The 13,576-nt window shown below is 63.2% G+C and carries 17 protein-coding genes; 6 read left to right on the top strand and 11 right to left on the bottom strand.

Annotated features, from left to right (window positions below; genetic code table 11):
- Nucleotides 1-290: 290 nt before the first annotated feature.
- The 5 genes from gspD to gspG are packed head-to-tail and all read right to left on the bottom strand — an operon-like array spanning nt 291 to nt 5,478.
- On the bottom strand, nt 291-2,594 hold the full coding sequence (gene gspD, locus HX823_RS05930; protein ID WP_177074378.1) for a type II secretion system secretin GspD: 2,304 nt from the start codon (nt 2,592-2,594) through the stop codon (nt 291-293).
- Nucleotides 2,591-3,103, bottom strand: coding sequence for a type II secretion system protein GspM (gene gspM / locus HX823_RS05925; RefSeq protein ID WP_177074377.1), 513 nt, complete (start codon nt 3,101-3,103; stop codon nt 2,591-2,593). Before gspM ends, gspD begins: the two co-directional genes overlap by 4 nt.
- The gene (gspL, locus tag HX823_RS05920) at nt 3,096-4,154 is read right to left on the bottom strand and encodes a type II secretion system protein GspL (protein ID WP_038845776.1); all 1,059 of its coding nucleotides are present in this window, start codon (nt 4,152-4,154) and stop codon (nt 3,096-3,098) included. Before gspL ends, gspM begins: the two co-directional genes overlap by 8 nt.
- Nucleotides 4,151-5,020 (bottom strand): type II secretion system minor pseudopilin GspK, encoded by an 870-nt coding sequence (gspK, locus tag HX823_RS05915; protein ID WP_161630235.1) that lies wholly within the window; start codon nt 5,018-5,020, stop codon nt 4,151-4,153. Before gspK ends, gspL begins: the two co-directional genes overlap by 4 nt.
- An 8-nt stretch (nt 5,021-5,028) precedes the next feature.
- Nucleotides 5,029-5,478, bottom strand: coding sequence for a type II secretion system major pseudopilin GspG (gene gspG / locus HX823_RS05910; protein ID WP_033901551.1), 450 nt, complete (start codon nt 5,476-5,478; stop codon nt 5,029-5,031).
- 148 nt (nt 5,479-5,626) lie between these two features.
- On the opposite strand from gspG, the gene gspI reads away from it, so the two are divergent.
- Nucleotides 5,627-5,992, top strand: a complete 366-nt coding sequence (gspI, locus tag HX823_RS05905; protein WP_033901550.1) for a type II secretion system minor pseudopilin GspI — start codon at nt 5,627-5,629, stop codon at nt 5,990-5,992.
- On the opposite strand, the gene HX823_RS05900 is transcribed toward gspI, so the two are convergent.
- Entirely contained in the window at nt 5,979-6,410 is a 432-nt protein-coding gene (locus HX823_RS05900) for a type II secretion system protein N (protein WP_033901549.1), read from the bottom strand. The genes gspI and HX823_RS05900 overlap by 14 nt on opposite strands.
- Nucleotides 6,411-6,503: 93 nt before the next feature.
- On the opposite strand from HX823_RS05900, the gene gspH reads away from it, so the two are divergent.
- Nucleotides 6,504-6,956, top strand: coding sequence for a type II secretion system minor pseudopilin GspH (gspH, locus tag HX823_RS05895; protein WP_177074376.1), 453 nt, complete (start codon nt 6,504-6,506; stop codon nt 6,954-6,956).
- Nucleotides 6,953-7,573 carry a type II secretion system protein GspJ gene (locus HX823_RS05890; protein WP_177074375.1) on the top strand — a complete coding sequence of 207 codons (621 nt, stop codon included), beginning with the start codon at nt 6,953-6,955 and terminating at the stop codon, nt 7,571-7,573. The genes gspH and HX823_RS05890 overlap by 4 nt, the downstream gene beginning before the upstream one ends.
- Here the strand turns inward: HX823_RS05890 and HX823_RS05885 are convergent.
- From HX823_RS05885 to HX823_RS05875, 3 genes are read right to left on the bottom strand one after another with little or no spacing between them, the layout of a single operon-like run.
- Nucleotides 7,570-8,496 carry a DUF4880 domain-containing protein gene (locus tag HX823_RS05885; protein ID WP_177074374.1) on the bottom strand — a complete coding sequence of 309 codons (927 nt, stop codon included), beginning with the start codon at nt 8,494-8,496 and terminating at the stop codon, nt 7,570-7,572. The two genes, HX823_RS05890 and HX823_RS05885, sit on opposite strands and share 4 nt — an antisense overlap.
- Nucleotides 8,497-8,533: 37 nt before the next feature.
- Nucleotides 8,534-9,079, bottom strand: coding sequence for an RNA polymerase sigma factor (locus tag HX823_RS05880; RefSeq protein ID WP_177074373.1), 546 nt, complete (start codon nt 9,077-9,079; stop codon nt 8,534-8,536).
- Nucleotides 9,076-9,735 (bottom strand): TonB family protein, encoded by a 660-nt coding sequence (locus HX823_RS05875; RefSeq protein ID WP_051422269.1) that lies wholly within the window; start codon nt 9,733-9,735, stop codon nt 9,076-9,078. Before HX823_RS05875 ends, HX823_RS05880 begins: the two co-directional genes overlap by 4 nt.
- A gap of 200 nt (nt 9,736-9,935) precedes the next feature.
- Here HX823_RS05875 and HX823_RS05870 point away from each other — a divergent pair, with 200 nt between their 5' ends.
- From HX823_RS05870 to HX823_RS05860, 3 genes are all read left to right on the top strand, one after another.
- Nucleotides 9,936-10,247, top strand: coding sequence for a hypothetical protein (locus HX823_RS05870; protein WP_033903185.1), 312 nt, complete (start codon nt 9,936-9,938; stop codon nt 10,245-10,247).
- Nucleotides 10,248-10,468: 221 nt separating this feature from the next.
- Nucleotides 10,469-11,032: a manganese efflux pump MntP gene (gene mntP / locus HX823_RS05865; protein ID WP_038841780.1), complete on the top strand. Its 564-nt coding sequence runs from the start codon at nt 10,469-10,471 to the stop codon at nt 11,030-11,032.
- 231 nt (nt 11,033-11,263) lie between these two features.
- Nucleotides 11,264-12,082 (top strand): alpha/beta fold hydrolase, encoded by an 819-nt coding sequence (locus HX823_RS05860; protein ID WP_095016658.1) that lies wholly within the window; start codon nt 11,264-11,266, stop codon nt 12,080-12,082.
- A 54-nt stretch (nt 12,083-12,136) separates the two neighbouring features.
- Here the strand turns inward: HX823_RS05860 and HX823_RS05855 are convergent, their stop codons facing one another.
- Entirely contained in the window at nt 12,137-12,523 is a 387-nt protein-coding gene (locus HX823_RS05855) for a DoxX family protein (protein WP_038841776.1), read from the bottom strand.
- A 77-nt stretch (nt 12,524-12,600) separates the two neighbouring features.
- On the bottom strand, nt 12,601-13,476 hold the full coding sequence (locus HX823_RS05850) for a LysR family transcriptional regulator (protein ID WP_177074372.1): 876 nt from the start codon (nt 13,474-13,476) through the stop codon (nt 12,601-12,603).
- Nucleotides 13,477-13,576 lie beyond the last annotated feature (100 nt).

Raw genomic sequence — 13,576 nt, 5'->3', positions numbered from 1 at the left:
TGCTTTTGCTTTGGCTTTTGATCTTCGGCGCCCCGTAAAACCACGCTGGCCGAACGCAGGCTTGAATCCGTGGGTAACCCGGCAGGACGCCGGGTTAGCCGCACTGGGCCATGGATGGCCCATTGCGGCGGCCCACGGATTCAAGCCGGAGTGAGGGCACACCGAGCCTAGGCGAGGTGCCGAGTGGTGGGGCGAAGACCTTTTGGTTACTTTTGGGGCGTTTGCCAAAAGTGACCCGCTGTAAGAGCGGAACCCTAAGTGGCCGTTACCGCAGCAACGGATATGTACGCTCACTTAGGCACCGCCCGAATCACCGCCCGAGGCCCCTGCTGCTGCCCCCCGGGAATCGCCTTCTCCACCGAAGGCAACTGCGGCGCCTGCACATCCGGCATCGCCCAACTATGCTCCGGCTGCAACCCCCCTTGCGCCCGCCGCATAAACTCATACCGATTCAACGTAATACTGCGCCCCGCCCCACTGTCCCGGATAATGTAAGGCCGCAAAAACACCATCAGATTGGTCTTGTTCACACTGCGCTTTTCATTCCTGAACAACGCCCCCAACCCCGGAATATCCGACAACCACGGCACCGCATCATTACTCTGGCTATACCCATCCTGCAGCAACCCACCGAGCACCATGATCTGCCCGTCATCCAGCAAAATACTGGTATCGATCGCCCGCTTGTTGGTCACCGTCCCGGCCTCCACCGAAGCCCGCGCATCAACCGTACTGACCTCCTGATAGATATCCAGCTTCACCGTACCGCCTTCGGAAATCTGCGGCCGCACATTCAGCTTCAGCCCCACCTCCTCACGCTGTACCGTCTGGAACGGGTTGTTGCTGGTGCCCCCGCCGCCAGTCACATAGCTGCCGGTGACAAACGGAATCGTCTGCCCCACAAAAATACTCGCTGCTTCGTTGTCCAGGGTCAGCAGGTTGGGCGTGGACAGAATGTTGGTGCCACCCTTGCTCTTCAACGCACGCGCCAACACCTTGAGGTCGAGCACCTTGCCGATACCGGGAATATCCACGGTGCCATTGACCAACCCCACGTTCAGGCCCTTGGGCAAGACATCGATACTGGTCTTGCTGGTCGGCGTGCTGTTCACGCCACTGCCGCCGAGGTTCACGCCACCAAACCCGCCCTTGCCACCGAGGTTCCCGGCTTGCCACTGCACGCCGAACTCAGTGGCATCGTCTTCGCCGACTTCTACGATCAGGCTTTCGATCACCACCTGGGCGCGGCGCTGGTCGAGCATGTCGATCACTTCACGCAGGTTGCGGTACAGCGGATCCGGCGCAGAAATCAGCAAGGTGTTGGTGGTGGCGTCGGCCTGGATGGTCACGCCGCCGGCGCTGAACGCGGTGTCTTGATCATTAGCCGTACCGTTGGTGTTAGCCGTTGAACCCGTGGACTGCCCATAACCGGATTGCACACCACTGCCGGTAGGGGTACCGCTGCTGTTTTGCGCGTTGCTCGCGCCTTGGGTGTTCTTGCCATTGCCGCCCATGGCGCTGAGCTTGCCACGCGCGTCGTCATTGACGCCGGAATCGCTTTCACCGGTCAGCAACCCACGCAGTGACTGGGCCAGTTTGCCCGCCTGGGCGTTGCGCAGGTACACCACGTGCATATTGCTGGGGTTGCTCTGGGCGTTGTCGAGCTTGTAGATCAGGTTGCGCGCCAGCTCGGTGCGCTCCGGGCTGCCGGAGCGGATGATGATCGAGTTGGAACGCGGGTCGCCGATCACGTTGATCTTCTGGGTCTGGTCGGCGCCTTGGGTTTCCAGCAGTTCGGAGACCATGGCGGCGATGTCCACGGCGATGCCGTTCTGCACCATCACCACGTCGGTGTCGATGGCGCTGGGCGTGTCGATGCCGTTGATGATCTGCGCCACCCGCGCCAGGTTTTCCGCGTAGTCGGTGATGACGATGCTGTTGTTGCCGGGGTAGGCGTTGATCGGGTTGTTCGGCGACACGATGGGCCGCAGCACCGGGATCAGGTTCACCGCGTTCTCATATTGCAGGCGGAAGGTGCGCGTCTGCATGCCGCTGCTGCCGGCGCTGTAGATCGGCCCACCGAGCAATTTGGCATCGGCTTCGGGCACCACCTGGGCCACGCCGCCGACGTCAACCACGCTGAAGCCCTGCATGCGCAGCGCCGCCAGCAGCATGTCGTAGGCCTGATGCGCCGGCACCTGGCCTTCGCTGACCAGGGTGAGGTTGCCCTTCACACGCGGGTCCACCAGGAATTGCTGGCCGGTGGCGCGGGACAGCGCGCGCACCACCGCCTGGATATCGGCGTCGACGAAGTTGAGCTGAACCGGCTGGTCACCCAATGGATTGCGTGCCTTGACCACCGCCGGGGCGTGGCCGCGTGCGCTGTTGGTGACCCGGTGTTGCACGGGGGCTTTGGGGGCCGGTTCGCGCAGGCGATCCTGCAAGGTCTCGCCGCTGCTGCGCGTATCGGCAAGCGGTTGGCCGAGTTCGCTGTCCACCAGCAACGGCTTGGTGGCCTGCTGGCTGCTGCATGCGCTCAGGGCCAGCACCAGCAACGGCGCGACCAGACGAAACGGGGGAACTGACCACTTCATGAAGCTTCCTTAGCGCCAAGCGCCTGATCCATGCGAACGGTCCCGGACACAGTGCCGGCCGAGTTGTCGACGGTGTCGAGCCTGCGTTGCAATCGCGCCTCGGACACCTCCAGGGAAAACGAACGGGCATTGCCCAGCAGCCACCCCACCACGGCATCGGCCGGGGCGTTATCGAAGGTCAGCCGCCAACCCGTGGGTTCCAGCGCCTGCAACTGGTAATGGCCTTGCAGACCTGCGCTATCCAAGGTCTGGCGCAACGTGGTTTCGTCGCCTTGCCTGGGCGCGGCGACATCCTGCAACAGCACCTGCAAGGCTGCGGCCTGGGCGCGCAGCTTGGGGGTTTCGGCCTGCCAGTAATCGATCTTCTTCAGCGCGGGCTGCACCAGCACCAGCCAGGTCAGCAAACTCGCCAGCACCAGCCCGGCACCGCCTAACAGGCGTTTTTCGCGCAAGGCCAGGCCGCTCCAGAACACCGAAGCCTGGCTGCGCAGTCGCTGCACTTTATTCATCGCCGGCTCCTGGCTTTTCTGCGGGCTGGGCCGGGGCAATCGTCCAGGCCTGCTCATTGCGGCTGGCGGTAAACCCGGCCTGCGCCAGCGCCGCCTGCCATTCACCCTCGGCGGCCGGGTTACGGCTGTCGGCGAGCAGTTCAACGTGCAAGCTGCCCTGTTCAAAGCTCAGGTTGTCGACGCTGCCGACCATAAATGGCAGGTTGCTGCCGGCCAGTTGCAACAGGCTGGTAAAGCGTTGGCCGGGATCGGCGGCCGCACCGGTCTGGCGGGCGGCCAATTGCTGACGGGCTTGCTGCAAGGGGTTGAGCACCACCGGCAGCTCGGGAAACGCCTGGCGCACCTGTTGGCTCATCAACGCTTTAAGGCGTTGGCCCTCCTCCACCTGACGCGCGGCGTACAGGTTGAGGCCAAGGGTCCAGATGGCGGTGGCAAGCGCGACACAGGCGAGCGCCCGGCCCCATCCAACCGTTGAGGGTTGGCTGAGGCGGCCGTGCAAGCCCCACGTGGGTACCGCGCCACTCCAACGCTGCGCCGCGTCAACCAGTGGCCTCTCCAGCGCCTGCAAGCCGAGCGGGTGCACCGTGCCTTGTTGCAGACTGTCACGTGTCAACAGATAGCCGTCATCCAACGCCGCAGCACCTACCGGTAAGGCAAAGGGTGCCGGGTAAAGCCCGCGCAGCTTGAGTGGTAGTTGCGCGAGCCGCTCCAACCCGGCCTTGGGCACCCACGCGACTTGCACGCGGCCATCGCTTTCGCGCGGGCCATGGGCCACCTGCATCTGCTCAACCGGGCCGAGGATCAGCGCCTGCGCGGCGCAGGCCACGGCCGCCGCCGTTTTCGCAGCGGGTAGCGGGGGCAGCTCCAGGCTGGTGAGCAGGCTGTCGCGCGGGTGCAGGAAACAGTCCATCGCCTGGCGCGATTTAGCCAACTGCGCCAGGCTTTCATACCCTTCTTCAATGACTGCGCCGCGCTCCAGCCAGGCAAATCTGACTTGGCTTTGTGCGGTCAATTGATCCAGCGGCGGCAAACCGATGCGCAGGCGTTTCATACGCCCACCCGCGACCAGATCACGCGCGGCTGACGGTCTTCAGGACGATGCAACAAGGCATCGATCGTCACCCGTCGCTGTTCACGCCGCGCCTGGCCCTGCACGCGGAACCATTCACTGGTAATGCCCACCTGCACTGAGTCTACGGCCACTTGGGGCAAGCGCAGGCGGTTGACGAAATCCCCGCGGTTGATGAACCACTGCCCGCTATCACGCTCAGCCACCAACCCGTGGGCCTGGGACAGGCTGAGCTGCGGCACCACCGCGCTGAGCACTTCGGCGCTGGCGGTGTTGCCGTTGACCCACGTAGGGCCGGGCAACACGCTGATATAGGCGTGCATGCGCTGCAACACCATGGGGTCGAGGCCTTCGATGCCGCTCAGGTCATCCAGGCTGCGAAGCATCGGGTATTTGGCGGGCGGTTCATAAGAGGCAATCACCCGCTGGCTGATGCGCCGGCTCACCGCCGGGTCGACGCCGATCAACCGGCACAGCCGCTCAAAGCTCTGCAACTGCTCGGCATCCACCTGCTGGCGATTGACCAGGTTGCGCAGGTTGAACTTGCCCTGCTCATCCTCGATCCGGCCTTCGAAGTCGCCACGTTGGGCGCGGGCCCAGGCCTGGTCAAGGCGGGTCAACACGTCCTTCTGACGTGCGTCCCAGAGCATCTGCCGGCTGCGTTCAAGGCCGCCCTGCAACAACCATTGCCCCTGGATGCGCAGTTGCTCGGCTTCCAGACCACGGGTGAACACGGTCTGGCGCGTGAGCATGGCGCCGGCCAACACGGCGACCACTGCGGCGATCAGCAAGGCGCTGATAATCGCCATGCCGCGCTGCTTCGCCGCTGGGGGCGAATACCGTTTCATGGTGGGCCTTACAACTGCCAGGAGCCGATATCGGCATTCACGCCATCGCCATCTGGCTGGCCGTCGGCACCGAGGGAGAACACGTCGACCTCACCGTTGGCGCCTGGGTTGAGGTAGTGATAAGGGTTGCCCCAAGGATCGTTGGGCAAGCGTTCAAGGTAGGCGCGCCAGTTGCTGTTCTTCGCGTCCGCCGGGCGCTCCACCAGCACTTTCAATCCCTGGTTCATGCTGGGGTAGGAACCGTGGTCGAGGCGATAGAGTTTCAGCGCCTGCATCAACCCACCAATGTCCTGCTTGGCCGCCGTGGCGCGTGCCTGGTCCGGCCGGTCCAGCACCTTGGGCACCACCATGGCGGCCAGGATCCCGAGGATGACCACCACCACCATGATCTCGATCAAGGTGAAGCCACGCTGCCCGCGAGGGCCTGGCAATGGGGACGTTAGGCGCGCGATATCCATCTCGACATTCCTTGGCTTGAGTGCAATTCGAGCCGCAGTGTTGCAAGAACACATGTCAGTCGTATTGAAAATCCTCGGGAGTTTCAGTCGCCAATCGGTCAACTGCCAGCGCTAGTCTGCGGGCCTGTTTCCCGGCTTTGAGAGCGCCATGTACGGCCGTCGCAAGGAGCAAGGTTTTACCCTGATCGAGGTGCTGGTGGCGCTGGCGATCATTGCCGTGGCCATGGCCGCCGCCGTGCGCGTGGCCGGGTTGATGACCCAGAGCAACGGTTTGCTGCGGGATAAATCCATCGCGTTGCTGGCGGCGCAGAGCCGCCTGGCGGAACTGCGGCTGGAGGGGCATTTGCGGGGTGGCAAGAAGACCTTCGAGTGTGATCAAGGCCGCCTGAAATTACGTTGCGAGCAGACCATCAACGCCGATGGCCGCCTGTTTCAGGTCAACCTGCAGGTGCTCGACGCCAGCCGCGAAGCGCCGCCCCTGGCGCGGCTGGACACCCAGGTCATGGCCGAGTGAGCAGCGGCAGCGCTGGGCCGTCCGGCAACTTGTCGAGGTTGACGCGCAGCTTTTCACCACCGCGTTCGATTTCCACACCGTCACCTTGGATGGCGGTCAGCCGCACGCCGGGGCTGAGGCGTTCACCCACTAGAAAGCTGCGCGGCGGGCCGTCGTTGAGACTCAGGATCGCCACCGCACCACGGGCGCCTGCCAACACGCCAGTGACTTTGACTTGCAGCGCCGTCGGCGCATTGGAAAACCATTGCAGCGCCGGGTTATCGCTGCGCGCCGCCAGTGCCTGGGGCGTGGCTTGGGGCGTGTGGGATTCTGCCGTGGTCAGCAGCAGCGGCGTCCATACCGCCACGCCCGCCAGGGCGGCCAGCACCCCCAGCGCCTGCACGCCGTGGGCCAGGGTGAAACGAGGGGCAAATGCCATGGGGAGGACCTCCTGTTTGTCCGTCGCACCAGCCTACAGATCAATTCGCACGCTTTTATTTCACAGACTCCCCAGTTCTCCAGGAAGCCCGCGATGAAACAGCAAGGTTTCACTCTGATCGAGCTGATGGTGGTGCTGGTGATCATCGGCATCGCCAGTGCCGCCATCAGCCTCACGATCAAACCCGACCCGCTGCACCTGCTGCGCAAAGACGCCGAGCGCCTGAGCCAGTTGCTGCAGGTGGCCCAGGCCGAAGCCCACGCAGACGGTCGCCCCATCACTTGGCGTGCGGATGCCAAGGGCTTTCGCTTCATCCGCCGCAGCGATGACGGGACGAGCGTGGAGTCCTTCCAGGGCGACACCCAACTGCGCCCGCGCCTCTGGGAAAGCACGCCCATGCAGATCAACATCGAACCCCGGCAAACCCTGGTACTCAATGCCGAGTGGATCAACCCGCCGTTGCGGGTGGTGCTGTCCGATGGGCAGCACAGCCTCAGCCTGCAACGCGACGCTGCGGGTTTGATGCGCGTGGTGAGTCAACCATGAACAGGTCCCAGCAAGGCTTCACCCTGATCGAAGTGATGGTGGCGATCATGCTCATGGCGGTGGTCAGCCTGATCGCCTGGCGCGGGCTGGACAGTGTGACGCGCGCCGATCAGCATTTGCAGGCGAGCAGCGAGCAGACCGAGGTGTTGCTACGGGCGCTGAACCAGATGCAGCGCGACATCAGCTTGCGCGCCAGTGTGGAGCTGGTTGCAACCGATAGGGCGCAAGACCAGACGCCCAAAACCGAAGGGCTGGCCGCCGTGACCGTACGCAGCTCCGACAGCAAGGGCTTCAGGCTGGACGTGATCCGCAGCGCCCCGATGGCCGGGGATGGGCTGCAACGCGTGCGCTGGTGGCTCAAGGGTGACTCGCTGTATCGCGCAGCCGCCCCGGCGCGGGACCGATACCCGCTGCCGGCGGCGAAAGATGGGGTGGTGGTGTTGACCGGTGTGAGTGACCTGCAGGTGCGAGTGTGGGACGCGGACAAGGGATGGCGACAATTGAGCGGTAATCGTCGGGAGGACCCGCTGGGACTGGAAATCAGCCTGGTGCGGCAGACGCCTCAGGGCGTGGAAAAGTACCGGCAGGTGGTAGGGCCGTTGAGGTCTTTGAATTAACTCAACAACACCACCCCACCCGGCAACTCCGTGCACTTGGCCCCATACGCATCGCGAATCAACAACGCCACGCCCGCCAACTGCTGCAAACTGAACCGCGCCTGCACCCGGCGCTGGCCCAACGCTTTGTTGAGCAGTAACAGCATGCCCGGCCGGTAGCGGTTGATTTCGTCCACCACCGTCGCCAGCGTGGCGTTGTTGAACACCAGTATCTGTTCACGCCAGGCCACGACCGCCTGGGTGTCTACCGTGGTCACTTCACTGACGCCAGCAACGCCATAGGTCAGTTGCCGACCGCCATCCAGGCGCACACTGCGTCCGGCGATATCCACCGAGAGCGAGCCCTCGATACAGGTCACGCACACGTTGTGGTCGGTGTTGCGCACGTTGAAGCGTGCCTGCGCCGCGCTCACCCAACCATCACCGGCCTGGACCTTGAGCGGTTGGGCAACGTGGGCGATCACTTCGACTTCACCTTCGACCAGTTCAATGCCCTGCCCCACCCGACTGATGCGGGTCTGGGTGTTGAGTTCCAGGCTGATCCCTTCGCTCAACAGCACTTGGCGTTGCTCACCGACTTCGGTGCGATAGTCCGCCGTGAGTCCGGCAAAGCCACCCGGCACGCCGACGCGCACCATCACCACGGCTGCCGAAGCGGCAATCGCGCCGCCCAAAAACGCGCGCCGACCAAAGCTGCGCGGTTGCGCCACCTGGTCGAGGGCCGGTGTGAGTTGCTGCCACAGCACCTTGGCCTGCTCGAATGCCTGGGCATGCTCGGGGCTCTGCGCGCACCAGGCTTTGAGCGCCTTGGCATCGGCCACGGTGGCGCGGCCCGAAGTCAGCAGGAGCAGCCAGTCGCGGGCTTCATCGTGCAGGGGGCTGGCGGCGGATGGCCGGGCGGTGGGGAAGCTGAAAATATTCAAGCGCGCACGTACTCACGGATTTATCAGGGACTCGACACTAAGACGGTTTTCCGGCCCCGGGACCGAACCGCTGAATCACTTTTCTTTCGAGGCGCTTGGCACAGTGGCCCAGGGCGGCCTTGATTTCCTTCTCGACCATGCGCGTGGAGATGCCGAAACGCTGGGAAATCTCCAGGTGCGGCGCCTCTTCCAGGCGGGCGGCGATGAGGATTTTGCGGCGACGGGCCGGCAGTTCGTAGAGCGCCTTGACCAGGGATTGGATTTCTTTCTGGCCGCCCACCACCCGCGACGGGTCCTGGGCTTCGTCGGCGCTTTGCAGCACTTCTTCCACTTCGCTGCCGGTGAGCAGGCGCGCGTCGGCCTGGCGGCGGTCGGCGGCGATGTTCAAGGCCATGCGGTAGAGGTAGGCGTTGGGTTGTTGCAGGTTGGGCGGCACGTCCATGCGGTCGACCCGCAAGTAGGTTTCGTGCAGCACGTCGTTGGCCAGGTCTTCCGAGCCCAGGCGCTTGCGCAAACGCACCTTGAAGTCTTCGTAGGAGGCCAGGAACAAGCTGACCATCGCACTGTGCCCGGTATTTTTCATCCGCCCCAGGCTCCTTTCGCTGCTGTGCATTCCATGCGCATTCCTGTTGTGTCGGGCATCAAAAGTAAAGTCACCGGTTGGCGCAGTGAGCTCGGTGCCGGGCGTTGGACTCGGGCCGCGCTCAGGCTGCGTACCAGTGCTTCATCGCGTTGTTCATCGCCGGTGGAGCTGACCAACCGACTGTGTTCAATCACTCCATCCGGGTTGACCCACACCTGCACCAAGGCCCGGAAACTGCCGGGCCGGGTCAGCGGCGAGCGGCACAGGCTGGTCTCGATGGCTTGCTGCAGTGCCGTCGCGTAGCTGTTGTTGATCCGCGCGGCGCTGCGTGCCGCCGCCCCCTTTGTGGGCGGTGGCTGGCTGACCTGCGGGGTCTGCAAGGTAAACGCATCGCTGCGTGCATAACGTGCCATCAGGCCACTCCCTGTCAGCAACATCGCCAGTGCCTCTTGCGCCGTAAAGCGCCCGCGTACCCCGATGGAGCGCCGGCCCCGCGTCAACTCGCGGTCCACCAGCACCGCCATCCCGGTGGCGCGGCTGTAGGCTTGCAGTGCGTGTTCCAGGTCTTGCGCCGGCAGGTTCAACGACAGCAGCGGTGACTCTGCCTGCGCCATACGACCGCCGGCCAGCAGCAACAGCAAGACCAGGGCGCACATGACGCGCCTCCAGACTCCCTGTTCACCCCCTGCTCTGCATCGCTGCACGGCCGACGCGCCCTAAAAACCGTCATCCTGAGGCCAGTTTATGAACCTGATGTTACGGTGATAGCAAAAAAAACATCACGGTGACGAGAAGCCCGCTGCACTACACTTTCAAGCCTAACCGGCCCACTCCTCAGGGCCTGCCAGGAGGCCCGATGAAGCTGTTACCGACCCTCGCCAGCCTGTTGCTGTGCGCTGCCCTGCCCGTGCTCGCCCACGCCGAAAACGCCGCCGGCACGTGCGCCGAAGTCAGCGTGGATGGCTACAAGGCGCCCGACTATGGCTGCCTCAGCCAGCAGATGGGCAACGACACCAATGCGACCAAGGCGGCGAAGAAAAACCGCGAAGCCCAGAACATCCCCGTGGAAAAACGGCCGCCCAATGCAGTGGGTTTGTCCACCCCGGCGGCGACCAGCGTGCGCATGGGCAATACCTTTGGCACATCGGTCAAACCGCAGCGGCCTTGAAAGCGTTGACAGAATTTTCATATCCGCCCACCTATGATCGCCCTCCTCGTTGGGGAGTAACCGGCTTCTGACCCTGTTGGAAGCGTTCGTATCAACATATTCGGCAATCTGCCGTGGTGCGAACACCGTCTTTTCGGTTGGTGAGACCAGCGACATCCCATGCCTGAAGTCGGGCGCATGGCGGTGTCGTTGTGTCCCATAGCCCGACTGGAAGCCTGACCGTGAACCCCATTTCCCTGATCCTCCTGGCCCTGGCCATGTCGACCGACGCCTTTGCAGCGGCCATCGGCAAAGGCTCCAGCCTGCACAAACCCCGTCTTACCGAAGCCCTGCGCGCCGGCCTGATCTTTGGTGTGATCGAAGCCATCACGCCGATGATCGGCTGGGCCATCGGTCATGCCGCCACCCGCTGGGTGGAAAACTGGGACCACTGGATCGCCTTTACCTTGCTGGTCGGCCTGGGCCTGCACATGATCTGGAACGGGTTGAAAGCCGATGATGAAGAGGCCGAGAAGCCGACCCAGCATTCCTTCATGATCCTCGCCGTGACGGCGTTCGCCACCAGCATCGATGCACTGGCGGTAGGCGTGGGCCTGGCGTTTGTCGATGTGAATATCCTGGTGGCAGCGGCGGCGATTGGCCTGGCGACCATGACCATGGTGACCCTTGGCATGATGCTTGGGCGGGTGCTGGGCACCGTGGTGGGCAAACGGGCAGAGATGGTCGGGGGTGTGGTGCTGATGCTGGTAGGTGCGACGATTCTGTACGAACACCTTTCGGCCTGAAGCCTGCTCTGGACCCAAAATGTGTGCGGGCTGCTGTGGCGAGCCCGCTCCCCCATTAGATGTATCTGTTTCAGGCAGCGTGGCTTCCAGTGGTGCAACGGCGAATAGGAGGTGATGCCCGCGCACAGCATAGACGCCCAACCGTCAACCGAGCACAGGCGTACAAGCCCTTCGTCCGGTTTAACGCAATAGTGAGCCAGCATTCTCTTTCCACCCTCCCAGGAGTTTTCCATGAGCACATTCGTTGCCAAAGATGGTACCCAGATCTACTTCAAGGACTGGGGCAGCGGTAAACCCGTGTTGTTCAGCCATGGCTGGCCGCTGGATGCCGATATGTGGGAATACCAGATGGAATACCTGAGCAGTCGTGGCTTTCGCACCATCGCGTTCGACCGCCGTGGTTTCGGCCGGTCGGACCAGCCGTGGACCGGCAACGACTACGACACCTTCGCCGACGATATCGCCCAACTGATCGAGCACCTGGACCTCAAGGACGTGACCCTGGTGGGCTTCTCCATGGGCGGCGGCGACGTGGCGCGCTACATCGCACGCCATGGCAGCGCGCGTGTGGCCGGCCTGGTGTTGCTGGGTGCGGTGACGCCGATCTTCGGCCAGCAAGCCGATTACCCGCAGGGTGTGCCCCTCGACGTGTTCGCCGGCTTCAAGGCTGAATTGCTGAAGGACCGTGCGCAATTCATCAGCGATTTCAACACGCCATTCTATGGCCTCAACAAAGGTCAGGTCGTCTCCGCAGGCGTGCAGACCCAGACGTTGCAAATCGCCCTGCAGGCGTCCCTCAAGGCGACGGTGGACTGCGTCACCGCATTCTCCGAAACCGACTTCCGCCCGGACATGGCCAAGATCGACGTGCCGACCCTGGTGATCCATGGCGATGGCGACCAGATCGTGCCGTTCGAAACCACCGGTAAAGTCGCGGCCGAGCTGATCAAAGGTGCCGAGTTGAAGGTGTACAAGGACGCGCCGCACGGGTTTGCTGCCACCCATACGCAGCAGTTGAATGAAGACCTGCTGGCGTTCCTCAACCGCTGAAATACCTCAACCATCCTCTCCTTGTTTGGCCGGGCTTGCCCGGCCTTTTTTTGCTCAAGAGAAACGCTGAGTCAGTACCAGACGCCCTGGACCGCTGATCACCAACGTGGTGAAAATGATCAACAGCAGCCAGCCGAACTGCGCTTCGAGCAGCGTCCATTCCGGGTGTACCACCAGCAAGGCGATCAGCAGCACACACAGGATCGGCAGGCATGCCAGGCGCACCAGCACCCCGACAATGATCAAAAGCGGGCACAGCACTTCGGCGAAAATCGCCAGCACCAACGTGACCGTCGTTCCCAGATGAAACGGATCCTCGATCTGCTTCAATTGCTCGCTGTAGTTGAGCAGCTTGGGCAATCCATGCACCCACAACAGGAACAGCGCCCCACAGACCCGCAGAAACAACAGCCCCAGGTCCGGATATTTTGATGCGTTCATAGGTGCTCTCTTTTAGTGGACACAACGCTCGATTGTGTCGACAGAGGCACCCGCACGCTTGCAAGCCTGTGCTGACCTCACGCCCCCGTGCCGGCAAACGCCGTGACGATCTCCTCCATCACCACCCGCACCCGTGCGGTGTGGCGCAAGTCGGCGTGGGTCACTAGCCACACGTCATAGGGCGAAGGCCGCGTACGGTCAGGCCATAAGCGCACCAACCCATCGCGCTCGCCGGTATAGACCGGTATTTCACCGATGCCGATGCCCGCAGCAATGGAACGGCGTACCAACAAGCTGGAACTCAAGGCCGCGACAATGCGGCCGCGACCCACGGGCTCGGAGACCAGGGTCAGGTCTTTCTGGGCTTGCAGGTAGGGCTGGTAAACCACCAGGTCATGGCCCTCGAACAGGCTGCCCGGGGCGGGCACGCCGTGACGGTCGATGTATGCCTGGGAGGCAAACAATCCTACCGGCCAACGGGCAATGCGCCGGGCGATCAGGTCTGGGTTGTCCGGGCGGGTGTTGCGCACGGCAATGTCAGACTCACGCTTGGCCAGGCTGAGGATCTGGGTGGAGGCGTCCAGGTGTACGCGCACATCGGGGTGCTTGTCGTGCAGGCGGGCAATGGCCGGGATCAGGAAGTCGATGGCCAGGGAGTCAGTGGTGCTGACGCGCACGGTGCCGGTCAGGCGATCATCCAGGCCCAGGATCTGGCGTTCCAGGTCGAGCGCCGAGCGTTCCATGTTCTCTACCGAGCGCACGGCAGCCTCGCCAACAGCCGTCAGCGCATAGCCCTCGGAAGTGCGCAGGAACAAGGTGGCGCCCAACGATTTTTCCAGGGCATTGATCCGTCGGCCTACCGTCGCCTGATCCACGCCCAACACCCTGGCGGCGCCGCGTAGAGTGGACGCCCGGCACACTGCGAGGAACACCCGCGCATCGTCCCAATTCATTGGTTTCTCCAGTGCTGCGAATATGCATCGCACCCGTGCCAAATCGCAGCATTATTACATCACTCAACCTGGCTATGCTGGCCCCAGAGAAAAAACTTCA

This window comes from Pseudomonas sp. P7759, from assembly GCF_013386445.1.
Lineage (GTDB): Bacteria > Pseudomonadota > Gammaproteobacteria > Pseudomonadales > Pseudomonadaceae > Aquipseudomonas > Aquipseudomonas azotoformans_A.
Note: the sequence above shows the minus strand (reverse complement) of the source record. Positions and strands in the feature narration are given on the sequence as shown.

Bases quoted from the DNA above. Each gene is read 5' to 3' on its own strand.
- gspD (WP_177074378.1), bottom strand. From the start codon at position 2,594: ATGAAGTGGTCAGTTCCCCCGTTTCGTCTGGTCGCGCCGTTGCTGGTG.
- gspM (WP_177074377.1), bottom strand. From the start codon at position 3,103: ATGAATAAAGTGCAGCGACTGCGCAGCCAGGCTTCGGTGTTCTGGAGC.
- gspL (WP_038845776.1), bottom strand. From the start codon at position 4,154: ATGAAACGCCTGCGCATCGGTTTGCCGCCGCTGGATCAATTGACCGCA.
- gspK (WP_161630235.1), bottom strand. From the start codon at position 5,020: ATGAAACGGTATTCGCCCCCAGCGGCGAAGCAGCGCGGCATGGCGATT.
- gspG (WP_033901551.1), bottom strand. From the start codon at position 5,478: ATGGATATCGCGCGCCTAACGTCCCCATTGCCAGGCCCTCGCGGGCAG.
- gspI (WP_033901550.1), top strand. From the start codon at position 5,627: ATGTACGGCCGTCGCAAGGAGCAAGGTTTTACCCTGATCGAGGTGCTG.
- HX823_RS05900 (WP_033901549.1), bottom strand. From the start codon at position 6,410: ATGGCATTTGCCCCTCGTTTCACCCTGGCCCACGGCGTGCAGGCGCTG.
- gspH (WP_177074376.1), top strand. From the start codon at position 6,504: ATGAAACAGCAAGGTTTCACTCTGATCGAGCTGATGGTGGTGCTGGTG.
- HX823_RS05890 (WP_177074375.1), top strand. From the start codon at position 6,953: ATGAACAGGTCCCAGCAAGGCTTCACCCTGATCGAAGTGATGGTGGCG.
- HX823_RS05880 (WP_177074373.1), bottom strand. From the start codon at position 9,079: ATGAAAAATACCGGGCACAGTGCGATGGTCAGCTTGTTCCTGGCCTCC.
- HX823_RS05875 (WP_051422269.1), bottom strand. From the start codon at position 9,735: ATGTGCGCCCTGGTCTTGCTGTTGCTGCTGGCCGGCGGTCGTATGGCG.
- HX823_RS05870 (WP_033903185.1), top strand. From the start codon at position 9,936: ATGAAGCTGTTACCGACCCTCGCCAGCCTGTTGCTGTGCGCTGCCCTG.
- HX823_RS05860 (WP_095016658.1), top strand. From the start codon at position 11,264: ATGAGCACATTCGTTGCCAAAGATGGTACCCAGATCTACTTCAAGGAC.
- HX823_RS05855 (WP_038841776.1), bottom strand. From the start codon at position 12,523: ATGAACGCATCAAAATATCCGGACCTGGGGCTGTTGTTTCTGCGGGTC.
- HX823_RS05850 (WP_177074372.1), bottom strand. From the start codon at position 13,476: ATGAATTGGGACGATGCGCGGGTGTTCCTCGCAGTGTGCCGGGCGTCC.